This window comes from Flavobacterium sp. AG291 (assembly GCF_003350375.1).
In the GTDB taxonomy this organism is placed as follows: Bacteria; Bacteroidota; Bacteroidia; order Flavobacteriales; family Flavobacteriaceae; genus Flavobacterium; species Flavobacterium suzhouense.
Map to the genome: position 1 here is coordinate 138040 of NZ_QQAR01000001.1, position 24962 is coordinate 163001.

Below are 24962 nucleotides of genomic sequence, written 5' to 3' on the forward strand. Positions count from 1 at the left end.
CTTTCCGTTTTTTGGAAAGGGATTTTTATTTTATTACAAATGGATATAAGACAATATTTAGATTCGACCTATTTAAAGACTGCTAATCAGGCAGGATTGACCGAAGTAGAAAATAATGAAGTGGTTAAAAATACCGTGCAGGAAGCTATAACCGAAAAGTACAAGTTGGTTATGATTCGACCGGAGGTGGTTGCTATAGCGCGTAAAATGATAGATGCTGCCGGAAGTAAAGTGACGGTTGGAACCGTTATTGACTTTCCTTCAGGACAAGGTTCGCTGGCAGATAAGTTGGCTGAAGCTGAAAAGGCTATTGAAGATGGTGCTGATGATCTTGATTTTGTGCTGGATTATGAAGGTTTTAAGGCGGGCAATGTTGCTGCTGTGAAAAATCAGGTGCTTGAATGTACACGTTTGGGATTAGAACATAATAAGATTGTAAAGTGGATTATTGAAATAGCTGCGTTGAATGACCATGAGATTGTCCAGTTGAGTGTCTTGGTCAAAAACGTCGTGCTTACAAATTTTGAAGAAAGCAGCTATTCGCGGGTATTTGTAAAGTCATCTACCGGATTCTATAAGACCAGAGATGGAATTCCTAATGGTGCCACGTTGTCGGGAATTAAGCTAATGCTTGAAAATGCTTATCCGCTTCCGGTTAAAGCTGCGGGAGGTGTACGTACTCTGGAAGAGGCAAGACAGATGATTGCTATGGGTGTTAAGCGTATTGGCACATCGTCGGCGAAGGCTATCATTGGTGGTGAAGCTACATCTCAAGGGTATTAAAAAAATAAACCTTCCCGTTTGGGAAGGTTTTCCTTTTTCATAGCAAATTTCGTAAGCGGATTTTATTTCTTTTTCATAGCAATGTTTCCCGACGAAATTTATCTTTTCCTGTAGCAACTTAACTTAGTGAAACCATTTATGAGATGGTTACATAGTATAGATGATAAAACCTTGAAAAGGTTGCGTTATAAATAATGTTTTTTTTAAAATTATTTATAATGTATCTTTTTTGCAGTCCTTTTGAGGGATTACTGATTTTTGGACTATCTTTGCCGGAGTTTTTGAAATACAATGAAAATCATTTTGAACGCTCAGGAAAATCAGATATCTTTTAAATCTCTATTTGCAGATTTTGTTGCAATAACGAAAGCCAGGCTGGCTATTAGTGTTGTTTTTTCATCTGTAGCCGGATACCTTTTAGGGTTTTCCGAATTCTATCCTTTCAGCTGGGCTACTCTTGTACTTCTTACTATTGGTGGCTATTGTATGGTTGGGGCTTCAAACGTTTTTAACCAGATCATAGAAAAAGATCTTGATGCTTTAATGGACAGGACTAAGAATCGTCCGGTGCCTTCAGGTAAAATGTCTGTAAAAACTGCATTTATATTAGGTGCAGTCCTTACGATTATAGGTATTGCAATTTTATATAGCATCAACCCTAAAACAGCTATGTTTGGGGCTATTTCAATCTTCTTATATACTAGTATTTATACACCGCTTAAAACTAAGACACCTCTTGCGGTTTTTGTTGGTGCATTTCCGGGGGCTATACCTTTCATGTTAGGATGGGTTGCTGCTACCGGCGAGTTTGGTGTCGAAGCCGGAACATTGTTTTTAGTTCAGTTCTTTTGGCAATTTCCGCACTTTTGGGCAATAGGCTGGTTCTTGTATGATGATTATAAGAAGGCGGGATTCTTTATGTTGCCTACTGGCAGGAAAGATAAAAAAACGGCATTACAGACGATATTATATACTGTTTGGCTTATAATTGCCTCATTGCTCCCTGTGACCGGTTTTACGGGAGAGCTTAAGCTTAGTGTAGTGTCGGCTGTAGTTGTTTTTCTTCTTGGTTTGTGGATGTTGGTTTATGCAGTTAAATTGTATAAGAAGATGGACGCGTCGGCGGCAAAAAAACTGATGTTGGTGAGTGTTTCATACATTTCATTGCTTCAGGTTATATATGTGATTGATAAATTTATTCGATAATTATGGAAATGTCTCTTAAAGAGCATAACGAAAGGAATGCCAGATCTAAAAAAATGATATTATGGTTTGCCATGATAAGCATGTTTATGATGTTTGCGGGGTTAACCAGTGCCTATGTTGTAAGTTCGTCAAGACCTGACTGGGTGAAGGATTTTGTCTTACCGTCTGCTTTTATAATAAGCACGGTTGTGATTGTGGCCAGCAGTATAACATTTCACATGGCGAAGCTTTCGATTAAGAAAAACGATACGAAGGCAACAGGGATGTGGCTTATAGCGACACTTGTGTTAGGTGTTGCTTTTGTTTTGGCTCAGTTTAATGGGTTTTCACAGGTAATTAAAGAAGGGTACTATTTTACCGGACCGGAGAGTACAGTTACTACTTCTTTTCTTTATATAGTTACAGTTGTGCATATGTTGCACCTGTTTGCAGGGCTTATTGTATTGCTTGTTGTAATTTATAATCATTTTAAACAAAAATACAATGCTTCTCAAACCCTTGGATTAGAGTTAGGTGCAATGTTTTGGCACTTTCTCGATATTTTATGGGTATATTTGTTTTTATTTTTCTATTTCTATTAATAGAAAAAATAGTGTAAATTTGGAAACTTTTTAACCAATAACTTTATATGGCAGCGACAGTTACTACAACAGCTACTACTACAGGTAAAACATGGGGCGGAGGAAATGAGCCTATGGGAGCAAGTTATGGCAAGATGATGATGTGGTTTTTCATCGTATCGGATGCGCTAACTTTCTCGGGATTCCTTGCAGCTTACGGTTTTTCTCGATTTAAATTCATTGAAACTTGGCCTATAGCCGATGAGGTGTTTAATCACTTTCCATTTATGCATGGTGTTGATGCACCGATGTATTATGTGGCATTCATGACATTTATACTAATTTTCTCTTCAGTAACAATGGTGCTTGCAGTAGATGCAGGTCATCATCTGAAAAAAACCAAAGTTGCAATCTATATGTTGCTAACTATCGTTGGTGGTTTTATTTTTCTTGGTTCTCAGGCTTGGGAATGGAAAAACTTCATCAAAGGTGAGTTTGGAGCAGTAGAAACTAAGGGTGGTTCTATTCTTCAGTTTGTGAAGATGGGAGAGAATGGTAAATACGAAAGGGTTGCTCTTGCAGATTTTGCTGCAACACTGCCTACTGATCGTGTTAACAAAGTAAGAAGTAACGGTATTTGGTTTGAAGAAACTGCTGCTTTACCAACTTATTCTGTTGAAGAAGTGAAAGAAGGGCTTAAAGCTCATCCTGAAGTTCTTGTGAGAACAGAAAAGATTGTTAAGAAACATAAAGAAGTATTAAGCAGAGAAGAGTCTCTTAAGAGAATTGAAGATGCTACTATCGTAGTTGAAGGTGCTAACCTTATAAGAAATGAGTATGGACACAAATTGTTCGCTAACTTCTTCTTCTTTATTACAGGTTTCCACGGATTCCACGTATTCTCAGGTGTAATGATTAATGTGCTTATTTTCTTTAACGTATTGCTTGGTACATACGAAAAAAGAAGAAGCTACGAGATGGTTGAGAAAGTTGGTCTTTACTGGCACTTTGTAGATTTAGTGTGGGTATTTGTGTTCACATTCTTCTACCTTGTTTAATTTTATTTAAAAGTATTTATCATGGCACATTCGCACGAATCTAATACAAAAAGAATCTGGACAGTTTTCGGATTGTTATCAATAATAACAATTGTAGAGGTGATACTTGGTATTGCTAAACCGGCATCTTTACATGATACTCATCTTGCCCAGATGAATTTGCTTAACTGGATATTCATTATTCTTACTATAGTAAAAGCTTACTACATTATGTGGGCGTTTATGCACCTTGAGGGTGAGAAGAGCAGTCTAAGGTGGTCTATTGTGGCACCGTTAGTATTCCTAATTATCTATTTAGTGTTCATCTTGCTGATAGAAGGTAATTATGTTTTTGAAGTGTTTGGAACAGCTCACAATTATAAGTGGATTTTCTAATAACACATTAATTATAAAAGGCGGTTTTTAAACCGCCTTTTTTTTAATTTTGCATACAGATGCTTTCCTTATTACCATGAAAAAGAAAATTGTTCTGATCATACTTCTTGTTTTGCCTCTTTCGTGTTATATTTATTTTGCACTGGCTAAACATAATGCTCTTAATTTACCTGTCATTACTGAAAATGTGAGTGAACTTCCTAAGGGGGCTACACTTGATAATAAACCTGTTTCCCTTCAGGGAAGCATAAGTATCGTTGGTTTTTTGGGTAATGATATTACTAAAAAAAAGGAAACGGTTTTTAATATCAATGAAAAAATAAACAATAAGTATAAAGGCTTTACTGATTTTCAGATTGTGATGCTTATGCCTAAAGGTGAAGAGCAGGAAGTTGAGAAAGTTATGGCTGAACTTAAAGTTATGGCTGATATTTCTAACTGGAGATTTTTGTTTGTAGAGCCTAATCAGATTGCTGAATTCCATAGTTCTCTTAAAGTTAAAGAACCTATGGATGCCGATAATGGTACTTATTATCTTTTCATTGTTGATAAGGACCGTAAACTTAGGGGTAGAGACGGGAAGATGAAAGATAAAAAGACCGGCAAATATGAATTTAAAGATGGATATAATTCTTTTATTGTCGCTGAGCTTCATAATGAAATGACGGATGATATTAAGATATTGCTTAGGGAATATCGTTTGGCACTGAAAAAGAATAATAATCTGAAGGGGGTTAAGAGAGAAATATAATTATGAAGAATAAATATTCATATGTTGGGATTTCATTCATAATCCTGATATTCGGTATATGGGCTGTGCCAAAAATTGTTGAAAAATTCCAAAAATCTGATTTAGTTACCATAGGTCGTGTTCCTGAATTTAAGTTAACAGACCAGAATAATAAAGTGATAACTGATAAAGATTACCTGGGTAAGGTTTATGTAGTTGAATTTTTCTTTAGCACATGTCCTTCCATTTGTCCAAAAATGAACCAGAATATGCTACTGCTTCAGCAGGAGTTTTATGGTAACCCTAAATTTGGAATTGCATCGATTACGATCAATCCGGAATATGATACTCCAAAAGTTTTAAAAGAACATGCTGAACTTTTAGGGGTTAAACATTATAACTGGCATTTTTTAACGGGTGACAGGGAATATATTTATAATCTGGCGAAGAAAGGGTTTAACCTGTATGCTGGTGCTGATAAGACTGCACCGGGTGGTTTTGAGCATTCGGGGCTTTTTGCTTTAGTTGATAAAGAGGGAAACGTTCGCAGCAGAAGGGACAAATACGGTAACCCGATTGCTTTTTATGACGGACTTGATGATAATGGTGTAAAAGATATTAAAGAGGATATTAAAAAATTATTAGAAGAATAATGGATAATACTAACGCTATTGAAAAAAAATACAATATCTGGATAATAATACTATCACTGGCAATCCCGTTGGTAGTAGCCTTACTGATGGTTGTAAAACTTAAGGATTTTGGTTTTGATGTAAAACCTTTGACTTTTCTTCCTCCCATTTATGCAGCAATAAACGGTATTACTGCGGTAGTGCTTATTGTAGCCGTACGTGCCATTAAAAACGGTAAACAGGATTTGCATGAAAAGCTTATGAAATTTGCTATTTGCCTTTCGGTTGCCTTTTTAGGAATGTATGTTGCTTATCACATGACATCGGAATCAACAGCTTTTGGTGATTTGAATCACGATGGTGTTGCCGATGCAATGGAGAAAGCTAAAGTAGGAGGTATACGTTATCTGTATTATTTTATATTACTGACGCACATTTTACTTTCAGTAATAATCATACCTTTTGTGTTGCTGACGTATGTGCGTGCGCTTTCTAAGAGTTTCCTTAGGCATAAGAAGCTTGCAAGGATTACATATCCTATGTGGTTATATGTTGCTGTTACAGGAGTGATAGTTTACCTTATGATTTCTCCATATTATAATTAATTCGAATTGTTATGTTGAGGATGAAATACCTTTTTGCATTATCGCTAATAATGCTTTTTTCAGTAACAACAAATGCGCAATGTGCGATGTGTCGTGCGGCATTAGAAAGCAGCGATGGTAATGTAAAAGCAGAGGCGGTTAATGATGGTATAGTTTACCTGATGATATTTCCTTATTTACTTGTAGGTCTTGTTGGGTATGCTGTGTACAGATTAAGGAACAAGAAAAAAGATGATCTTGCAGAATAGTAAAAAAGCCGTGCTTAGCACGGCTTTTTTACTTATGAACTGGTTGGTTACTTCATCCCGTCAATTTTCAGATCCATTTTTCCGGAACCTTTTATGAATGCAATAATGGCTTTGTCTGTAAGTTCTACCTTGTCGAATTCGAAATCATTCAATGTCCCGTTTACAAATATACCTGCCATAGGAGAGTAGTTATTGAGATAAGGAAGCAAGCTCTTTTTTCCCTGGTCCAGATTGTCCTTTATTGAGTAGCGGCAGTTTTCCTGTATTTTACGAAGTATCATGCCTTCTGCAAGCCAGTTTGCGGTTTTCATCAATACGCTCTTTGTGCTAAGTACATAATCCATTTGGTCAAAGTATATTTCTTTGGTTATGGCATTGTAGTTTGGATATCCGGTAAGATAGATAGTACCATTTATGCTGCCGGTCATGTCCAGGGCAACAACCATTTTTCCATCTTTATTCCAAAGGTCAACTTTCTGGACTGTTACTTTTCTTTTTCCCGATCCAAATTCTTGTCCCTGGAAATTTTTGGTTATAATTTTCGAAGCACTTTCGTAGGTTGAAACGGCAGCTACTACAGCACTGATATTATCAGGCATTTTAGTTACCGCTTTAAGTACAATGTCTTCTTTTTTAAAGGTGTTTTTTGGCTTTTGACCTACCATGGTAAGCATAGAGCATTTTAGGCCCATTTCCAGAGTTACTTGTTTTTTGCTAAGAATGGCATCGGTAGCATAAAGTTCAATAGGATTTAGCTTAAACCATGTTTCGTATTGTTCACTGGTCAGGAAAGGTGTGCTTATTTTTTCGAGTGCATCCAAAACCTGTGGTTTAAAATCCATTGTTTTAGCCATAGCTTCATCGAGCTTGTTTTCAATTTTTGACTTAAAAAGCTTGATCGAAGGATTGATAGCATAGGTAATCGGGACTTTTTTACCTGCTATGGTAACTGTAGGGCTTTCATTCCAGTCAATAGATTCGATTGTAGTATCGGTTTTCATTTTCCAGTTGGATAAACCTACTTTACTTTTTAAGGTTACGATACCGTCAAGGTTTACTTCGCGAGTGTCATACAGGTTCATACCAAGCGCTGAAGTACCATAGCGCACATTTGCAGTAACTTTTATGGGAACAATTACCTGTAATTTTCCGGTTTGTTCAGAAAATTTTATAGGAGCCGTTTTCCATACCTGCATAGCGATATTGTCGTCTTCAATGTTCTTGTCTTCATAAACCATTCCGGTAAGCATTTTATTTACCTGTGTTTCTATATCGGAAATGGTAATAGACACCGGGAGATTAATGAAAGAATTGGTGCTTTGGTAAACCAAAGGTGTATTATTGCTCGGCTCCGGTTTAAGAGCTTCTATTTTTTTTGTTGATGAGCATCCGCTTAGGAGGACTGAAGCGGTCAACAAACTTGAAAATAATAATGTTTTCATTTGGGATAGTAAGAATATTAGGCAAAATTAGTTTTTTATTTGTAACATTTTCAGCACAGATTCGTCGAATAAAAATATATTTGGTATAGTAACGTTAGATAATTTGGGTAAATTTGTAAACTCATCAATCAATCTATGAAAAATAAATTCTGTGTGATATTCTTTCTTGCGATGTCACTTTTTGCATTCCGGCTAAAGGCTCAGGATAAAAGGTGGACATTACAGGAATGCGTAGAATATGCTCTAAAAAACAATATTTCAGTAAGGCAGTCAGAACTCGATCTTAATCTTACTGAAGTAGACAAAAGCGATGCAATTGGTCGTTTTCTTCCTGCAATCAATATGACGGCAAATCATTCGTGGAATGTTGGTCTTAACCAGAACCCAATTACGGGTATCAACCAGGTTCTTACTACTGCCAACAGTACTTTTAATGCTTCTGCACAGACTGATGTATATAAGGGATTGCAGAACCAGTTGCGTTTTCAAAGGTCAAAAATGGCTATAGTTGCCTCTCAGTATCAATTGCAGAAGATGAAGGATGACATTAGTTTAAATGTGGCTAACGCATATCTTCAGATATTATTTAACAGAGAGAATCTTAAAGTGCAACAGCAACAGCTGGAGACAGATATAAAACAGTCTGAACGTTCTTCGGAACTTCTTGAGGGAGGTCTGATACCAAGAGGGGACCTGTTAGATATTAACGCTACTGTTGAGCTTGACAGGCAAAAAGTAATTCAGGCTGAGAACCAGTTGTTGATTTCTAAGTTAAGTCTTGCCCAATTGCTGCAGCTGGATGATTTTAAAACTTTTGATATTGCAGACGAAGATTATAAGAAAGAGAATAGTGTAGTATTGTCAGAATCTCCTCAGGCAATTTTTGAAAAGGCAAAAACAACGCGATCTGAAATAAAATTGGCACAGGCCAATTTGGATTTGGCTGAAGCTGATGTAAAAATTGCAAGAAGAGCTTATCAGCCATCATTATCGGCTTTCTATAACTTTAATACAAGGGCTTCTTCAGCTTTACCGGATCCTTTCTGGAGTCAGGTTGATGATTACAAAGGTCATACCTACGGATTCCAGCTTAGTATTCCTGTTTTCAATGGGTTTAGCACACGAAATACTGTTGAGCGTAATAAGATTGCTCTTGAAAGGTCTAAACTCACTTTTGATCAGCAAAATGTAGACCTTGAGCGTGGTGTATATACAGCCTTTACAGATGCTCAGGGTGCACTTAAAGCGTATGATGCTGCAGTCTCAGCAGAAGAAGCGAGAGCTCAGGCGCTAGAATATGCAAAAGAGCGATATGAAGTAGGTCTTATCAATGTTTTTGACCTTAATCAGGCACAAACGCTTGCAGTAAATGCTCAGTCAGAGGTGCTGAGAACCAAATATGATTTTATCTTTAAAGTAAAAATACTGGAGTTCTACTTCGGAATACCAATCTACCAAAAACAATAGTCATGTCAAAAAAAACAATTTATCTTTTATTAGGCGGGTTAGTAGCTATTATCGTTCTGCTGATAGTGCTAAAACAATCGGGTGTTGTGGGTAAGAATGAAGAGGGAAAAGAAGTAGAAACAGCAGTTGTAAAAGAAATCAATCTTATAGAAACTGTTTCTGCAACAGGTAAGGTACAGCCTGAAGTAGAAGTGAAAATATCATCTGAGGTTTCAGGGGAAATTATAGAATTACCTATTAAAGAAGGTCAGGCGATAAAAAAAGGCGATCTCTTAGTGCGTATTAACCCGGATCTATATGAGTCGGGGGTAAGCAGGACTGCAGCGTCATTGTCTACTGCGAAAGCTGGTCTAAGTCAGTCAGAAGCACAGCTTAAAGAGGCTAAAGCTAATTATGACCGAAACAAACGTCTTTTTGAGAAAGGCGTGATCTCTAAATCAGAATGGGATAAGATCGTTTCGGCTTATGAAGTTGCAATTGCTTCTAAACAGTCGGCTTATTATAATGTGGCCAGTGCTAATGCAACGGTTACTGAGGCAAAAGATAACCTGAACAGGACTACGATATATGCTCCTGTCGATGGTACCATTTCAAAACTGGATGCAGAACTTGGAGAAAGAGTAGTGGGAACACAACAAATGACAGGTACTGAAATATTAAGGGTGGCTAACCTGAATAATATGGAGGTAGAAGTTGATGTTAATGAAAATGATATCGTTAAAATAGATATTGGTGATGCTGCTAATATTGAAGTAGATGCTTACCTGAAAAAACAATTTAAAGGTGTTGTTACCAGTATTTCAAATTCGGCGAGCAGTGACCTTACAGCGGACCAGGTGACTAACTTTAAAGTGAAAGTAAGGATACTTAAAGAATCATATGAAGATATGACTAAAGGGAAACCGGCTAATTACTCTCCCTTCAGACCCGGAATGACCGCTACAGTGGATATCATTACAGAAAACAAAACAAATGTTCTTGCAGTTCCAATTAGTGCGGTAGTGGTGAAATCCGACACTACTGCTGTGAAGAAAGATGTTCTTGCAGAAATGGAAGAGAAGGAAAAGGAGCTAAAAGAAGGTACTACAACTAAAAAGCACGAATGTGTATTTGTAAAATCGGGTGATAAGGCTGTTCTTAGGCCAATCTCTACGGGTATTCAGGATGATACTAATATAGAGGTGATAAAAGGACTTAAAAAAGGAGATGAAGTAATTATAGGGCCTTATAATATCGTTTCAAAAGAATTAGCACCTAACGATAAGGTTAGGGTAAAACCAAAAGATAAAGAAGCAAAATAAGCTATGGCTTTTATATTAAATATTGAAACGGCTACTAAAAACTGTTCTGTATGTCTTGCTAAAGATGGTGTAGCAGTTGCATTAGCCGAATATGCAGGAGAGGGCTATGCCCATGCTGAAAAATTACATGTGTTTATTGAAGAAGTACTTCAAAAAGGAGGTATTTCTTTTAAAGATCTTACCGCTGTAGCTGTAAGCATGGGGCCTGGGTCATATACAGGCTTACGTATTGGTGTTTCAGCGGCAAAAGGGCTTTGTTATGCATTAAACATACCTTTGTTTGCTGTAGAAACTCTTGAATTACTTGCGAGAAAAGTTGCTATTGAAGAGGGCGTTGTAATTCCCATGATTGATGCCCGTCGTATGGAAGTTTATACGGCTGTTTTTGATGCAAAATGTAATAAGGTAAGGGATACTGAAGCTGAAATAATAACTTCAGATTCTTTTACTCAATTTGAGGGAGTAATACATCTTTTGGGTGATGGGGCTTCTAAATGTCGTGAAGTGCTTTCATCGGAACGCTTTGTATATCATGAGGAGATACTTTATCCTTCCGCTAACGAAATGGCAGCTCTTTCATTTGATAGCTATAAAAAAGGCAACACCGTAGATGTTGCCTATTTTGAACCTTTTTATCTTAAAGATTTTATCGCAGGGAAATAATTATAAATTATTGTTGATATAAGCTCCTACCTGCTCTAAATCTGCTGGTTTTTCAACATCCAGTTTGTTCTTTTTTATGAAATCAAGGATTTCTTTACTTTTTGAAGGAACAAGTTTGGCAAGATCTTTTTTACCCGAGAAAAACTGTAAATTCTGATCTTTTATTTTAATATAAAACTCATCATCAAGTTTTTTGTAAGCAGCTGCTTTATAAGTTTGGTAGCTGCTTGCAGGGAAAACTTCCGGCTGAAGGAATATTCTCTCTCGTTTGTAGATTTTTACATTTGGGTTGTCGCTCACCAGGCTTAAATATCCGGTAACTACCTCTCCTTTTTCAGTTTTATATTCCTGAACGGTATAAACATCTGCAGTTCCTGTAAAGGTAATTGTTACACCTGCTTCCTGAGGTAATACTCTTTCTGAACCTGCAATAGGGTCTTTTAACTGAAAGTTATCAGCGTAAGCATTATAGCGTACTAACACAGTGTTATCCATGTTAGATATTTTTGCAGGCATGTATTTTTCAGTAACGAACATCGAGCCTGTAGCAGGCTGGCTTTCTTCTTTCATTACTGTAATTTGTCTTCCTCCTGCAGTTACAGGTGTTTGGTTAACCTGTGCATTAGCAACAACTGATGTTATCGCAAATGTCGCAACGTAAAATAGTCTTGAATTTTTCATTTTTGGAATTATAGTTTGTGCAATTTTTTTAATAGGAAGCAAATATAGTTTTTAATATAAAAAGTTACTATGTTTTTTTTGCTTAATTGGGGTTCGTATAAAAACCGAAAAACTACTAACGTGTTATGTTTTAAATTATTGCGAATGCTTTGATGTTTTTTTGCCCTTGTTATTTTTCTTTATGAGGCAATTGCATTTCTATTCCTGAATTTTCGAAAGCAGTTTTTATATTCTCATAAAAGTCAGATACCATTGACGAATGATTGCTCCTTTCAGACCATAGCAATACTTTCATTATTATCCCATTTTCTGTTAGATTATTAACCTCTATACCCGGTTTTGGGGTTAATAATATTTTATTGTCACTATTAATTACCGACTGAATTGCCTCTTTAACTATCCTGAGATCGCTGTTATAGCTTACCGATAGTAATATTTCGGCGCGGCGTAAGGGTTCCTGAGAGAAGTTTTTAATGGTATTGTTTGATAACGTACCATTGGGCAGGTAAACTACCTGATTGTTAGAAGTTAGAAGCTGAGTGCTGAAAATTTGTATACTTTGTACAGTTCCACCCTGTCCCTGTGCTTCGATATAATCACCAACACGGAAAGGCTTAAATAATACAATAAGTAAACCACCTGCAAAATTAGATAATGAGCCTTGTAATGACAATCCTACTGCGATACCAATAGTTCCTAAGAGTGCCATCAGTGATGTTGTTTGCACTCCAAGTTGATCAATGATTGAAATTATTAGAGTAACTCTAAATATCCAGGTGCATACGTCTAATACAAATTTCAAAAAAGTTGGATCCATTTCCCTTGACATCATCAATCGGGTTATGATTTTCCTGAAAATTTTGATAAGCATAATTCCTATTACAAGAAAAGCTACAGCTCTTAATAAGTTTGGAATAAAGTTTATTACAGTTGTGGTAGCCCACTCTATAAAATAACCGGCTTTGTCGGTGTCTATAAATAACGGAATCATTATGGGTTTAATTCTTTTAAGGTTTCTTCAATAGTGTTTTTTGGAAGCCCGCAGGTTTTATTCTGGCAAATATAAAACAGCTCTTCGTTCTGAACAAAACGATTCGCAAGGAAAGGGATTGTGCTTTCGGATGTGCTTCCTGCAACAATAACGTGCGGAATATACTGATTGTTTATCTGCTTAATATTTTCGGAAGCATTAGTTCCGCAAACAGCAAGTTCTTTGTTTTTATCCGAAAGGTGAAGCCATAAATTCAGCCAGTTTGAAAAAGCTGAAGGATAATCAAGGTTTGGAATGATTATGTACAGCATTTGCAGTGCTGTTTTTTCATAATAGCTGTTGTCAAACAGAATGCTAAGCTTATACAATACATTTGCTATAACTGAATTTGAAGCTGGGATTACATTATCTTCCGTTTCAAAATGGGCAGCGATAAGCTGTTCATCCTGTCTTGAGTTATAGGCAAAAAATTGTTGCTGCTCATTGTAAAAATTCTCAAGGCAGTAATCAATAATCTGTTTTGCATAAAGCAGCCATTTTTCTTCTAATGTAGCTTCATACAGCGATACGAAAGCCTCTGCAGTGAGAGCATAATCCTCATGGAAACCATTTATTTTAGCCATTCCGTTTTTGTAGGTTCTCCACAAGAATCCGTCAGGATGCCACAGCTTGTCACATATAAACGATGCGGTTCTTCTTGCGGCTGCTAAATACTCTTCATTACCTAATGATTTATAGGCATCGGCATAGCCTTTCAGTATAAGAGCATTCCATGACGTGAGTATCTTATCGTCAAGGCGCGGTTTAGAACGTTTTTCGCGTTCGTTATAGAGTGTTTTTTCCCACGCCTGTTTTTTTGACTCTAATGTCGCTAAAGAAATACCATTTAATTCTGCTATGTTCTCAAGTGAGTCATTTTGTATTAAAACAAAATTTCCTTCTTCCCAATATCCAAATTCATTTATATTGAAAACCTTAGAGAATAGCTCAAAATCATCTTTCAGCAGATATTTTAATTCCTGCTTTTGCCATACGTAAAAGGCACCTTCTTCGAGATGGCCTTTGTCGTTCAAACTGTCTGCATCAAGGGCACTGTAAAAACCGCCACTGCTATCAAGAAGTTCACGGGTAAGGAAACCATGCGTTTTTTCAATTACTTCTTTGTAAAGCGGATTATGTGTTCGTTTATAAGCTTCGGCATAAAGGCTCATCAATTGACCGTTATCGTATAGCATTTTTTCGAAATGAGGCACGTGCCATTTCATGTCTACAGAATAGCGCGAGAAGCCTCCATCTACTGTGTCAAAAAGCCCACCCCAAGCCATGCGGGTAAGAGTAATATCTACAAATTCCAGTATGTCGGCTCTTTTTTCCTGAAAGCCATAGCGCTGCAGGAAAAGATAGTTATTTGGCATCATGAATTTTGGAGCACGTGCGTTCCCACCAAATTCCCAGTCAAAACTTTTTGCCCATTTTTCAATCAGTAGGGCTATATTGTCAGGATGTGTAATCTGTCCGGTAGTGTTCTCTGCTACTAAAACTAATGACTGTATACCACCCAGTAATTTTTCGGCGTAGTCAGTCATTTTTTTTGGTTCTGTAACAAATAATAGTTGAAGTTGCTTTAGAGAATCAATCCATTCTGCTTTGCGAAAATAAGTGCCTCCCCAAACAGGCCTGCCATCAGGTAGTAGTACTACATTCATTGGCCAGCCTCCACGTCCGGTCATTATTTGTACGGCCTTCATGTAAGTAGCGTCAACATCTGGACGCTCTTCACGGTCAACTTTTATGGATACAAAGTTCTGGTTCATTATTGCTGCTACCTCTTCATCTTCAAAGCTCTCATGTTCCATAACGTGGCACCAGTGACAGGCCGAATAACCAACACTGAGAATGATGAGTTTGTTTTCAGTTCGGGCTTTTTCCAGGGCAGCTTCGTTCCAGGCCATCCAGTGGATAGGGTTATTGGCGTGCTGAAGCAGATAAGGACTGGTTTCTAAATGCAGTTCGTTCATAATTGACATTAAAAGAGACCAAATTTACTAAAACCAAAGAGGGCTTCAAAGGGATTTTAGAAAACAAAAACAAGCTGTCTTCAGAGGTGTTAAAGGAGTATTAAAAATCTTAATTTTCAGACGCTTTTAGTTAAATTTGATTGTAACTATAATAGCCAATACACATCATGGAAAAATTAAAAAGACCGGTGTACCTTAAGCCGGGGGCTGATGATTTTTTTAAGAAGATGCATAAGGAGGTGGAGGAGACGGTTTTAAAAAACAAGTCATTACATCAATACAATATTATTAAATCCCTGGGGGTTCTCTCACTCTATTTTTTGTTTTACGCAGGGATACTGTTTTTTGGGAACAATACAGCTTTACTGTATCTTTTTTATATTTTGTGCGGAATTACCATGATAGTGCTTTTTATCAATGCATTTCATGACGCTGCTCATGGAGCTCTGTTTAAAAAGCCGAAGCACAATGATATGTTTACTTATGTGCTGGAACTTTTTGGGAGCAACCGCTGGTTATGGATCAGGCGTCATATAAGCCTGCATCACGCTTATCCTAATGTGCAGGATTGGGATGTTGATATGAAGCAAAGTGATATAGTCAGGATATTTCCTAACAGTCCCTTGTTTAATTATCATAAATATCAGCATATTTATATGTGGCTCATATATCCGTTGTATAGCTTAAACTGGCTCTACATAAGAGATTTTAAAGATTTTTTTGGCACAAAGAATAATTACGTCAAAAGAATTACAACCATTCCCAAAGTTGAAGTGTACAGGCTTTTTATAACAAAGGCTTTAAATCTCTTTTATTTGTTATTTGTACCAATGGCGGTACTCAATCAACCGTGGTATGTGGTGCTTGGAGGTTGGTTTGCTATGCATGTTTGCGCAAGTGTTGTAGGGGTTGTTGCGCTTGTATCAACGCATGTAGACGAGCATGCTCATTTTCCGCAAGCAGATGAGGAAGGAAAGCTTTCTTCTACCTGGGCTATGCATCAGATGATTGTTACTAAGGATTTTAGTGCCAATAGTGGACTTGCTAACTTTTTATACGGTGGATTTACGCATCATGTTGCCCACCATCTTTTCCCAGCGGTTGGTCATACCTATTATCCATATATTACCCCAATCATTAAGCGTTATGCTGAAGAGTATGGTTTGCCCTATACTAATTATCCTTTTTATGCGGCTGTGCGCTCACACTTCAGGATGCTCAAGAATAAAGGAGTGCAGGAGAATATTATGATGACAGGAGAAATATAGGTTAAAATGAAATGTCGAGCTGCAGGCGGGCTCTCCATCCGCTTTCCTGTTGCAATGTTTTGTCCTGATAGTCAAAATAGCTTCCTTCGGCGGTAAGTTTGCATTTATGTCCTTTAAAAAACCAGTTTAGGTCTATTGAAGTTTCACTTTGTGAATTCTCACTTATTTTTACATTGGGCTTGTAGGTGGCATGCCTTGCTGCAATTTCAAGGTTTTTAGGAAACCATTTAAAGGCGCCATTAAAAAAATAGCCGGCCTGTACATAGTAACCTCTCATTCTGGTGGTGTTATCGCTGTTGAGCTTATCGATAATCTCTTTATGATGCCATTCGCTTTGCCATGAAAAACCATGATACTTAAATGCCGTTTCAATGTTCGACTGATTAACGCGGTATTGTCCCGGTAACCCGTCTTCAAAGCCTTCCAGATAACCGCCTCCTGCTTGGGAAAACCGTGTATATGGGCTGCGATTTGTTACGGCTGCAGCGGCTATTCTTGCTACAGGTTTCTGGGTGTGTTCAAGATCGCTGCCTTCAAATTCCATTTCTCTTCCAAAGGGATTCCATTGCAGTCGCCCGAAATACATCAGATTCCCATCATCATTGGCAGTATTGCCGCGGCCTGTTCCGGTTAGCAAGGCTGTCCAGTAATTGAAATCTGCAATTCCTTTGCCTTTAAGTCGCCCGTATATGGTGGCTCCCTGCTGCCTGTCGATGGTGAAAGGCCTGTTGATTATAGAGCGTTCAACGGTTTGCTGTTCACCGCTGCTGGTAAATCGTTCCTGGGTGAATTCTACTTTCCATTGTCCTGCTTTAAAGTTGAAATACTCCCATTTTTCAATCATGAACCTAAAGTCAAGAAGGTTGCTTTGCGATAGCTCGAATTCCCAGTAATACTTTAACCATGTTTCGTAGGCGTGTCCGCCAACTTTTAATCGGGCCCTGTTTATTTTAAAGGCGGTTTTATTTTTTGTTTCATAATCGTTATAGGTGAGCGGATCCTGGTCGGTAGGTGTGGAAAGCCTGAATTGTAATCGGCTTTGTATCTGCAAAAGAAATTTGTCGTCAGCGGTTTTAAACTCAAACCCTTTCTTGCCATATTTTACGGAGACAAATTTGGTTGTGTCTTTCATAGTTTGAGCAGATTCCTGACACAAGAGCGCTGTGCTAAAAAAAAGCATTGCTAATAGAAAGGGCAAAGAAAACGCATAGTGGTAATTTTTTGTCATAATCTATTCAGGAATTTACTACTAAAATACAACACTTATGGTGATTGTAATTGTTTGTGAATAAAATATTTAACTAAGATCATTAAATAAAACAAAATAATTACGAAACTATTCGGTTGCATTTGTATATTTGCAACTAATTGTTTTCTTAAAAGTGGTTTGATAAATGAGAAGAGATGTTTTTCAGGCGATTGCCGATCCAACACGACGAGCTATAATTGCTTTAATAGCTTTACAGGCAATGACACCAAATGCCCTTGCTGAACATTTTGACATGAGCAGGCAGGCTGTGTCTAAACATTTGAAGATACTGACTGAATGTGAGCTTATTAAACAGGATCATAAGGGAAGGGAGATTTATTATCAGTTGGAAATTGAAAAAATGAAAGAGGTTGATAAATGGCTGGAACAGTTCAGGAAAATTTGGGAAGACCGCTTTAGTCAGCTGGATGATTTATTGAATAACCTAAAACAACAATAAAAATGAAAAACAACCTGCTGTTTGATTTCATTGTCGATAAGAATAAAAACACGCTTACCATAAAAAGGGAATTTGCAGCGCCAAGACAATTGGTGTGGGATGCTTATACTAAAAGCGATCTGCTAAATCAGTGGTTTGCGCCAAAACCTATGACAACTAAAACGAAATCTATGGATTTTAGCAAAGGTGGTCACTGGATATATGCAATGATTGATCCGGATGGGACGGAGTATTGGGGTCGTATGGATTATGTGAAAATCAATCCGATCGAATATTATTCAGGACTTGATGGTTTTTGTGATGAAAATGGTAATCTTAATCCTGAGTTACCCCGTGCTGTATGGGATGTTAGTTTTATAGATAAGGGTGAGCACTCTATAGTAGAGAATGTTGTAACTTACAACTCGCTTAATGATATAGAGACGGTTATAAATATGGGAATGGAAGAAGGCATGAAGTCTACCCTTGAAAGACTTGATGATTTATTGAACAAACTAAGCAATTAATTATATTATGAAAAACAAGATCGTTTTTGTAGTCAGCCTTCTTTTTGGGCTTCTGTTTATTGTGTTCGGGATGAACAAATTTCTAAATTTTATGCCGCCACCTCCTGAGATGCCTGAGCACTTGATGAAGGTTATGGGAGCTTTTATGACGATAGGCTGGCTTATGCCTTTGGTGGGTATCGCAGAAGTTGTTGGCGGGGTATTATTTATTATTCCTAAAACGCGGGCATTTGCAGCTGTTATGGTATTTCCGGTTATGGTAGGGATCATGCTTACCAATACAGTAACCGATACATCTGGTTTGCCAATAGCATTGGTTTTCTTTGTTATTAATTTATGGGTGCTGTATGAAAACAGGCATAAGTATGCTCCTATGTTCACAGAATAATCATCAATCTTAAATATTTAACAATGAGTGCAACAAAAATTACTGTTGGAGCAACTATTGCTGCGGGTAAAGATAAAGTGTGGGATTATTATACGAATCCAAAACATATTGTAAACTGGAATTTCGCTTCAGACGACTGGCATTGCCCGAGTGCTGAGAATGACATGAGGGTAGGAGGTAAGCATTCTTCGAGAATGGAAGCTAAAGATGGAAGTTTTGGTTTTGATTTTGAAGCCATCTATGATGAAGTGGTTGATAATAATCGTATCATTTACACTATTGCGGATGGACGAAAAGTGATGGTTGGTTTTCAGGAAAAAGATGGTAAAACCGATGTTGAAGTAGTATTTGAAGCAGAAAGCCAAAATCCTGTTGAAATGCAGAAAGGTGGCTGGCAGGCTATATTAGATAACTTTAAGAAGTACGCTGAAAATAATTAACAAAGCGGAATAAAAAAAGCCTTTGAAACTTCAAAGGCTTTTTTGTGGTACCTCCAGGAATCGAACCAGGGACACATGGATTTTCAGTCCATTGCTCTACCAACTGAGCTAAGGTACCGTTACAATAACTTTTAATTTTAAACCGAAAACGGATTTTCGAATAAAAAAGCCCCTGAGTTTTCAAGGGCTCTTTTTTGTGGTACCTCCAGGAATCGAACCAGGGACACATGGATTTTCAGTCCATTGCTCTACCAACTGAGCTAAGGTACCATTGCTTACATTCACTTATTTCTTGTTTTTTCAAGCTGTTCGGTGAACTTGTTTGCGGGTGCAAATATAGAACCATTTTTAAATTATCCAAAGCAAATGATAAAAAAAATCAATCACTATCTTTACGGAATAAATAAATGAGAAATGCTTTTAGCAGTTGATATAGGTAATACAAAAATTAAAGCGGCTGTCTTTGAGGATGATGTGCTTTTAGAACGCTTTGTTTTTGACAAGAATGATACAGAAGTTACGATTGAAAATATTTTTAAGAGTTACACTGAAATTACTGTGAGTGTGATTTCCTCAGTAGGGAAAGATGCTCCGGAGTTATTGTTAGAACTGGGAAAAAGAGGCAGATTGGTAATGATTGACCGCGATTTAAAATATCCTTTTACCAATAAATATGCGACGCCAGCAACTTTAGGGGTTGACAGGATGGTACTTTCGGCGGGGGCTGTGTTACTTTATCCAGGCAAAAACAGGCTTGTTATAGATGCCGGAACCTGTGTTACATATGACTTTATTGACAGTAATGACAACTACCTTGGCGGGGCAATATCTCCAGGATTACAATTAAGGTATAATGCTATGCATAATTTTACAGCAAAACTTCCGTTGTTATATCCGGAAATGCCAAAGGAATACATCGGCGATACTACCGCAGGGTCTATGCATTCGGGTGTTGTAAATGGTATGTTGTATGAGTTAGAGGGCTTTGTAGAGCAGTATAATGAACAGTATCAGGGGCTAACGATAATATTGACCGGTGGCGATGCTGATTTTTTGGCTAAAAGATTAAAAAACACCATATTTGCCAATTCAAATTTCTTGTTAGAAAGTTTGAATCTTTTATATCTATATACGATCAAAAATGATTAAAAAAATTATTGCAGGCGTGTGCCTGATTTTTTCAGCGGCTGGTTTTGCACAGGAAAATAATGCGTCTCCATATTCATACTATGGTATTGGAGATGTTAAGTTTAAAGGTACCACTGAAAACAGGTCTATGGGTGGTTTGGGTATATTGCCGGATAGTATACACTTAAACCTTCAAAATCCTGCTACATATAGTGCATTGAAATTTACAACCTATACTATCGGTGCCAGCGATAAAGCCCGAACATTAAAAGCGGATGATGGGAAAGAAACGGCTAATCGTGCCACTTTAGATTATCTGGCAGTTGCACTTCCTTTTAATAAAGTTGGTTTTGCTTTCGGACTTATGCCATTTACTTCGGTAGGATATAAAATTCAGGATAATAAGGTTGATAGCGAATCGCAAATAGAATATGTAAGACGTTTTAATGGTAGCGGAGGTATTAACAGGGTATTTTTTGGAGGGGCTTATAAGGTTACTCCTAAATTAAGTGTTGGTGCTGATTTTCAGTATAATTTCGGACAGATAGAGACAAAGTCTATTGTTACTTTGCCAAGTAATGCGGTACAGTATCCTACACGTGAGATAAATAAATCTTTCTATAATGGCGTTTCCTTTAATTTAGGTGCTACATACCAAACAAAACTAAAAAAACTTAACTGGACAAGCAGTGTTACGTATTCGCCAAAGAGTACGCTGAAAAGTACTACTGACAGGGATTTGGCGACAATTACCCTTACAGCACGTGATGCTGAAATTGTTCAGGATCAGCTGGCAACAGTTACGGTTAAAGATAACGTTGATATGCCATCGGTATTTACAATTGGTACTGGTTTCGGACAGTCAAACAAGTGGTTTGCCGGAGTTGAATATACTTCGCAAAGCAGTAATACATTAGGGGCCCGTTTTGATAACATTACTAATGTTGATTTTAAGTCGGTTTCAAGAATTGCTTTTGGAGGATATTACATTCCTAAGTATAATTCTTACAACAGCTACCTGAGCAGAATTACATACAGAGCAGGTTTACGATTTGAAAATACGGGACTTGTAATAAATAATGAAGATATTAATGATACAGCATTTACATTTGGAGCGGGCCTTCCTTTAGGGACGGGTTTTTCAAATCTGAATGTTGGATTTGAGATTGGCAAGAAGGGTACGACCAAGGCTAATCTTATTCAGGAGAATTATGTAAACATCATGTTGAGCCTTTCTATAAATGATAGATGGTTCGCTAAAAGAAGATACGATTAATCTAAAAAGTTCGGATTATGAAATTACTTAGGGTCTTTTTAATAAGTATGCTTGGTTTTTCTGCCCTGGCACAGACTGCTCCAAAATGTGAGGACAGTTTTAAGGTGTTTGAAGGGAAGTATTTAACCAAAGAGTATAATGATGCATATGATTTGCTTGCAGACTTAAGAAAAAGATGTCCTAAAGTAAGTGAGAATCTATACAATTATGCTGAGGTAATACTTAAGTATAAGATTGAGGTGGCAACTTTGCCGGAAGAGAAAAAACCTTTTGTTGCAGAGCTTGTTTCTGTCTATAATGAGCAGTCACTGAATTATCCTGCGAGCAAGGGTGCGGTTAATAAGATTCAACTGCAGTATGATTATAAATTAATTAATGACGCTGAAGCATATAAAGCGCTCGATGCTGCCTTTGCTAAAAACAGGAAATCGTTTATTGATTATAATGTTCTGCTAACATATTATAACCTGTTTTTTGAAGAGTATAAAGCGGGAAAGGGTATTACGGATGATCAGTACTTCGATAAGTATGGCGAGATAACTGCTCAGGTGCTTAGTGCTCAGGCTGAAATTGCCAGGGAAAAAGAAGCACTTTTAAAAAAGGCGGAAAATCAGTCAGTGACAGATATAGAAAGGCAATTTATTGCTGATGCTGATATCAATATTGATGGCCTTGAAAATGTGAATGAAGTTATTTTTTCACAAAGTAGAGATTATGTAAGTTGTGATAAGCTGAATGCTTATTATGCTAAGAATTATGATGCTCATAAAGCGGATTATATTTGGGTGGAGGCAATGGTAAATGCACTTTATGCTAAAAAGTGTTTTAAATCAGAAGTGTTGCAAAAAGGTGCTTTGGCGCTGGATTCAATGAAACATTCAAAGGAGTCTGTCTATAAGTTGGGTATGCTTGCCTTGAAAAAGGGAGATGTGGATGCCGGCATTAAATATCTGGACCAGTCTGCAAATCTTGAAAAAGATTTTAGTCAAAAAGCTAAAATTTATTACGAGATAGTTAATGCATCTAAAAATAAAGATAAGGCGCTTGCAAAAAAATATATTTTTAAAACGATAGAGGTAGATCCAAACAAAGTTGAGGTATATCTTGTCTTGTCGGAAATGTATGCTAACATGTCTTCGAAAAGTGAGTGTAAACTTACTGACTTTGAAAGAAAAGTGCTTAATTATCTGGCAATCGATACTGCGAAAAAGGCTGCTTCTGTAGCGAAGTATAAAGTTGCTTCTGATGAGGCTGTTAAACGATATAGTAAAAATCTGCCAACTAAAGCAGAGGCTAAAGTTTTAGGTAAGAAAAAAGGGGATGTTATTACTTTTGGCTGTTGGGTCAACGAAAGTGTAACTCTTCCAAATTTATAATTCATGAAATTGTATAAAGGTATAGCTGTTGTAACTGTGGCTTTTATTGCTTTGCTGTATTCCTGCGAAAGTAATTTTAAAGATGTTCAGCGTATAAACAGTGTTGCGTTTAGTCCTTCCGGAGAAACGGAAAATATTAATCTTAAATATACCGATTCAGGTAAGGTTAAGGCGGTGCTTGTAAGTCCGTTAATGTATGATTATTCTAATCTTGAATACGGATTTAATGAGTTTCCTAAAGGTGTGCATGTAACTCTTTTTGATGATAGCGGTAAGAAAAGCTATATTGAGTCTGATTATGCTATTACATATGAAAAAACATATATCATCGATTTGCAGGGTAACGTAAAGATTACCACTGATGATGGTAACAGGCTTGAAACCGAACAGCTTTTCTATGACAGGAAAAATGAATGGTTTTATACCGAGAAAAAGTTTAAATTTACAAATAAGGAGGGTAGTCTCCTTGAGGGTCCCGGGGTAGATTTCAGCAAAGACTTTAAAGTGGTTAATGCGCAACAAAACCGTGGGCATATAAATAATATCAGCGACAAATAATGAAGACTTATTTTAAAATTTTTCCATACGTATTCCTGATTCTTGGAGTACTTTTTCTTTATGATGCTGTAACGAGGCTGAGAAGTGGGGAGGATGCTGTTGTTAGTTTTCTTTTTGTTGGTGCGTTGATTTTTATGTTTTTCTTTCAGAGATGGAAATACAGGAAATTTACAGATTCGCATAAAAACGAATAATTATGGAGCTAACGATGATTATTATATGTTTGCTTCTTTCAGCATTCTTTTCGGGGATGGAAATAGCATATATCTCATCGAATAAGGTTTATCTTGAAGTTGAAAAGAAACAATCTACGATTATTTCAAAAGTACTTGCGCGACTTATAGAAAAACCGGCTCAGTTTATTACTTCGATGCTTGTTGGGAATACCATTGTTTTAGTGTTGTATTCTTATTTTATGGGGAGTGTGGTTTTAAGGTGGTTTTCTGCCGGGTACGTACTGCATCCTCTGTATAGCCTTTTTCTTCAGATATTTATATCTGCATTTTTACTGCTCATTGCGGCAGAATTTATTCCTAAGATTTTTTTTCAGGTTTATGCAAATCAGTTGATTAAGATTTTTGCATTACCGGCCTATGCTTTTTATTGCCTGTTTTATTGGGTGTCTCGTTTTGTTATTCAGATGACGGATTTTATCCTGGTAAAAGTTTTTAGGACTCAGGGTGATCGTAAAAGGTCTTTTTTTAGCAGGGGTGAATTAGGTAATTATATTACCGAGCAGCTTATTGGTGCTGATGAGCAGGAAGAGGTGGATTCTGAAATACAGATTTTTCAGAATGCACTTGAGTTTTCAGGATTAAAGGCACGCGATATCATGACGCCCCGTACTGAGATTGCTGCTGTTGAGTTGAACGATTCGGTTTCTGAGCTGAAAGAACTTTTTATAGAAACGGATTATTCTAAGATGGTCGTTTATCAGGATACGCTTGATAATATTGTTGGTTATATACATTCTTTTGAACTGTTCAAAAAGCCTAAAACTGTTAAGGAGGTCACTATATCAATTGAATACGTGCCGGGAACAATTTATATCAAAGAGCTTTTGAATCTGCTTACAAGAAGGCGCAAAAGTATGGCTGTCATATTGGATGAATATGGCGGAACCGCAGGAATTGTTACTGTCGAGGATATAATCGAGGAGCTTTTTGGGGAAATTGAAGACGAACACGATGATGAGGAAGAGCTTACTGAAGAGGTGATTTCGGAAGGAGTATATCTTTTGTCGGCAAGGCTTGATGTAGAGTATGTTAATGAGGAATATGGGCTTGAAATTCCTGAAAGCGACTCATATCTTACCCTTGGAGGCTTTATTGTGCATAATGTAAAGGAAATACCACGAACAGGTGAAAAACTGGAGTTTCAAAGCTTCGAAATTTCGATAGAACAGGCATCTTCTAAAAAGATAGAGCTTATAAAAATCCAGCGATTACAGGGGAAATAAAAAAAAATGCAACTTCATGCGAAAATATATCGTCACTACTTTTATTATTAAACAGATAATTGTATTTTCGCCCACTGATATAAAATTTTAACAA

Annotated in this window: 28 protein-coding genes and 2 tRNA genes; 23 read left to right on the plus strand and 7 right to left on the minus strand. The window is 37.1% G+C overall.

The window, feature by feature from the left end:
- Positions 1 to 39: 39 nt before the first annotated feature.
- The 9 genes from deoC to DEU42_RS00665 all read left to right on the plus strand — a co-directional run bounded on the left by deoC (position 40) and on the right by DEU42_RS00665 (position 6197).
- Positions 40 to 783 (plus strand): deoxyribose-phosphate aldolase, encoded by a 744-nt coding sequence (gene deoC, locus DEU42_RS00625; RefSeq protein WP_114756343.1) that lies wholly within the window; start codon positions 40 to 42, stop codon positions 781 to 783.
- Positions 784 to 1086: 303 nt separating this feature from the next.
- The gene (gene cyoE / locus DEU42_RS00630; RefSeq protein WP_199509031.1) at positions 1087 to 1989 is read left to right on the plus strand and encodes a heme o synthase; all 903 of its coding nucleotides are present in this window, start codon (positions 1087 to 1089) and stop codon (positions 1987 to 1989) included.
- Positions 1990 to 1991: 2 nt separating this feature from the next.
- Complete coding sequence (locus DEU42_RS00635) at positions 1992 to 2570, plus strand: heme-copper oxidase subunit III (protein ID WP_114756345.1); 579 nt, start codon at positions 1992 to 1994, stop codon at positions 2568 to 2570.
- 47 nt (positions 2571 to 2617) lie between these two features.
- Complete coding sequence (locus tag DEU42_RS00640) at positions 2618 to 3607, plus strand: cytochrome c oxidase subunit 3 (RefSeq protein ID WP_114756346.1); 990 nt, start codon at positions 2618 to 2620, stop codon at positions 3605 to 3607.
- Positions 3608 to 3628: 21 nt separating this feature from the next.
- The gene (locus DEU42_RS00645) at positions 3629 to 3982 is read left to right on the plus strand and encodes a cytochrome C oxidase subunit IV family protein (RefSeq protein ID WP_114756347.1); all 354 of its coding nucleotides are present in this window, start codon (positions 3629 to 3631) and stop codon (positions 3980 to 3982) included.
- Positions 3983 to 4058: 76 nt separating this feature from the next.
- Positions 4059 to 4733, plus strand: coding sequence for a hypothetical protein (locus DEU42_RS00650; RefSeq protein ID WP_114756348.1), 675 nt, complete (start codon positions 4059 to 4061; stop codon positions 4731 to 4733).
- 2 nt (positions 4734 to 4735) lie between these two features.
- The gene (locus DEU42_RS00655; RefSeq protein WP_114756349.1) at positions 4736 to 5365 is read left to right on the plus strand and encodes an SCO family protein; all 630 of its coding nucleotides are present in this window, start codon (positions 4736 to 4738) and stop codon (positions 5363 to 5365) included.
- Positions 5365 to 5949 (plus strand): DUF420 domain-containing protein, encoded by a 585-nt coding sequence (locus DEU42_RS00660; RefSeq protein ID WP_114756350.1) that lies wholly within the window; start codon positions 5365 to 5367, stop codon positions 5947 to 5949. Before DEU42_RS00655 ends, DEU42_RS00660 begins: the two co-directional genes overlap by 1 nt.
- An 11-nt stretch (positions 5950 to 5960) precedes the next feature.
- The gene (locus DEU42_RS00665; RefSeq protein WP_379820354.1) at positions 5961 to 6197 is read left to right on the plus strand and encodes a hypothetical protein; all 237 of its coding nucleotides are present in this window, start codon (positions 5961 to 5963) and stop codon (positions 6195 to 6197) included.
- A gap of 47 nt (positions 6198 to 6244) precedes the next feature.
- Here the strand turns inward: DEU42_RS00665 and DEU42_RS00670 are convergent, their stop codons facing one another.
- On the minus strand, positions 6245 to 7639 hold the full coding sequence (locus DEU42_RS00670) for a DUF4403 family protein (protein ID WP_114756352.1): 1395 nt from the start codon (positions 7637 to 7639) through the stop codon (positions 6245 to 6247).
- A 135-nt stretch (positions 7640 to 7774) separates the two neighbouring features.
- On the opposite strand from DEU42_RS00670, the gene DEU42_RS00675 reads away from it, so the two are divergent.
- Genes DEU42_RS00675 through tsaB form a run of 3 tightly spaced genes read left to right on the plus strand, consistent with a single transcriptional unit; the run spans position 7775 to position 11070 of the window.
- Positions 7775 to 9106 carry a TolC family protein gene (locus tag DEU42_RS00675; protein ID WP_114756353.1) on the plus strand — a complete coding sequence of 444 codons (1332 nt, stop codon included), beginning with the start codon at positions 7775 to 7777 and terminating at the stop codon, positions 9104 to 9106.
- A 2-nt stretch (positions 9107 to 9108) separates the two neighbouring features.
- On the plus strand, positions 9109 to 10407 hold the full coding sequence (locus tag DEU42_RS00680) for an efflux RND transporter periplasmic adaptor subunit (protein WP_114756354.1): 1299 nt from the start codon (positions 9109 to 9111) through the stop codon (positions 10405 to 10407).
- A 3-nt stretch (positions 10408 to 10410) separates the two neighbouring features.
- A complete protein-coding gene (gene tsaB / locus DEU42_RS00685) occupies positions 10411 to 11070 on the plus strand; it encodes a tRNA (adenosine(37)-N6)-threonylcarbamoyltransferase complex dimerization subunit type 1 TsaB (RefSeq protein ID WP_114756355.1) in 660 nt (219 codons plus the stop codon).
- Here tsaB and DEU42_RS00690 read toward each other — a convergent pair whose 3' ends face one another.
- From DEU42_RS00690 to DEU42_RS00700, 3 genes are all read right to left on the minus strand, one after another.
- The gene (locus DEU42_RS00690) at positions 11071 to 11751 is read right to left on the minus strand and encodes a hypothetical protein (RefSeq protein ID WP_147278030.1); all 681 of its coding nucleotides are present in this window, start codon (positions 11749 to 11751) and stop codon (positions 11071 to 11073) included. It lies immediately after the preceding gene.
- A 169-nt stretch (positions 11752 to 11920) separates the two neighbouring features.
- Entirely contained in the window at positions 11921 to 12742 is an 822-nt protein-coding gene (locus DEU42_RS00695) for a mechanosensitive ion channel family protein (RefSeq protein ID WP_114756357.1), read from the minus strand.
- On the minus strand, positions 12742 to 14760 hold the full coding sequence (locus tag DEU42_RS00700) for a thioredoxin domain-containing protein (protein WP_114756358.1): 2019 nt from the start codon (positions 14758 to 14760) through the stop codon (positions 12742 to 12744). The genes DEU42_RS00695 and DEU42_RS00700 overlap by 1 nt, the downstream gene beginning before the upstream one ends.
- 167 nt (positions 14761 to 14927) lie before the next feature.
- Between DEU42_RS00700 and DEU42_RS00705 the strand changes: the two genes are divergently transcribed.
- Positions 14928 to 16028 (plus strand): fatty acid desaturase family protein, encoded by a 1101-nt coding sequence (locus tag DEU42_RS00705; RefSeq protein ID WP_114756359.1) that lies wholly within the window; start codon positions 14928 to 14930, stop codon positions 16026 to 16028.
- Position 16029: 1 nt separating this feature from the next.
- On the opposite strand, the gene DEU42_RS00710 is transcribed toward DEU42_RS00705, so the two are convergent.
- Complete coding sequence (locus DEU42_RS00710) at positions 16030 to 17160, minus strand: OprO/OprP family phosphate-selective porin (RefSeq protein WP_233506592.1); 1131 nt, start codon at positions 17158 to 17160, stop codon at positions 16030 to 16032.
- Positions 17161 to 17422: 262 nt separating this feature from the next.
- On the opposite strand from DEU42_RS00710, the gene DEU42_RS00715 reads away from it, so the two are divergent.
- The 4 genes from DEU42_RS00715 to DEU42_RS00730 are packed head-to-tail and all read left to right on the plus strand — an operon-like array spanning position 17423 to position 19071.
- The gene (locus DEU42_RS00715) at positions 17423 to 17737 is read left to right on the plus strand and encodes an ArsR/SmtB family transcription factor (protein ID WP_114756361.1); all 315 of its coding nucleotides are present in this window, start codon (positions 17423 to 17425) and stop codon (positions 17735 to 17737) included.
- A gap of 2 nt (positions 17738 to 17739) precedes the next feature.
- The gene (locus tag DEU42_RS00720) at positions 17740 to 18243 is read left to right on the plus strand and encodes an SRPBCC domain-containing protein (protein ID WP_114756362.1); all 504 of its coding nucleotides are present in this window, start codon (positions 17740 to 17742) and stop codon (positions 18241 to 18243) included.
- A 7-nt stretch (positions 18244 to 18250) separates the two neighbouring features.
- Positions 18251 to 18631 carry a DoxX family membrane protein gene (locus tag DEU42_RS00725; protein ID WP_114756363.1) on the plus strand — a complete coding sequence of 127 codons (381 nt, stop codon included), beginning with the start codon at positions 18251 to 18253 and terminating at the stop codon, positions 18629 to 18631.
- Positions 18632 to 18654: 23 nt separating this feature from the next.
- Positions 18655 to 19071, plus strand: a complete 417-nt coding sequence (locus DEU42_RS00730) for an SRPBCC family protein (RefSeq protein WP_114756364.1) — start codon at positions 18655 to 18657, stop codon at positions 19069 to 19071.
- A 45-nt stretch (positions 19072 to 19116) separates the two neighbouring features.
- Here DEU42_RS00730 and DEU42_RS00735 read toward each other — a convergent pair.
- Both DEU42_RS00735 and DEU42_RS00740 read right to left on the minus strand, forming a co-directional pair.
- Positions 19117 to 19189, minus strand: a tRNA-Phe gene (locus DEU42_RS00735).
- 79 nt (positions 19190 to 19268) lie between these two features.
- Positions 19269 to 19341, minus strand: a tRNA-Phe gene (locus tag DEU42_RS00740).
- 144 nt (positions 19342 to 19485) lie between these two features.
- Between DEU42_RS00740 and DEU42_RS00745 the strand changes: the two genes are divergently transcribed.
- From DEU42_RS00745 to DEU42_RS00770, 6 genes are read left to right on the plus strand one after another with little or no spacing between them, the layout of a single operon-like run.
- Positions 19486 to 20220 (plus strand): type III pantothenate kinase, encoded by a 735-nt coding sequence (locus tag DEU42_RS00745; protein WP_114756365.1) that lies wholly within the window; start codon positions 19486 to 19488, stop codon positions 20218 to 20220.
- On the plus strand, positions 20213 to 21475 hold the full coding sequence (locus tag DEU42_RS00750) for a hypothetical protein (RefSeq protein ID WP_114756366.1): 1263 nt from the start codon (positions 20213 to 20215) through the stop codon (positions 21473 to 21475). The genes DEU42_RS00745 and DEU42_RS00750 overlap by 8 nt, the downstream gene beginning before the upstream one ends.
- A 17-nt stretch (positions 21476 to 21492) precedes the next feature.
- Positions 21493 to 22851 carry a tetratricopeptide repeat protein gene (locus DEU42_RS00755; protein WP_147278031.1) on the plus strand — a complete coding sequence of 453 codons (1359 nt, stop codon included), beginning with the start codon at positions 21493 to 21495 and terminating at the stop codon, positions 22849 to 22851.
- A 3-nt stretch (positions 22852 to 22854) separates the two neighbouring features.
- A complete protein-coding gene (gene lptC, locus DEU42_RS00760) occupies positions 22855 to 23409 on the plus strand; it encodes an LPS export ABC transporter periplasmic protein LptC (RefSeq protein WP_114756368.1) in 555 nt (184 codons plus the stop codon).
- Positions 23409 to 23603: a hypothetical protein gene (locus DEU42_RS00765; RefSeq protein ID WP_114756369.1), complete on the plus strand. Its 195-nt coding sequence runs from the start codon at positions 23409 to 23411 to the stop codon at positions 23601 to 23603. Before lptC ends, DEU42_RS00765 begins: the two co-directional genes overlap by 1 nt.
- A gap of 2 nt (positions 23604 to 23605) precedes the next feature.
- Complete coding sequence (locus DEU42_RS00770) at positions 23606 to 24868, plus strand: hemolysin family protein (RefSeq protein ID WP_114756370.1); 1263 nt, start codon at positions 23606 to 23608, stop codon at positions 24866 to 24868.
- Positions 24869 to 24962 lie beyond the last annotated feature (94 nt).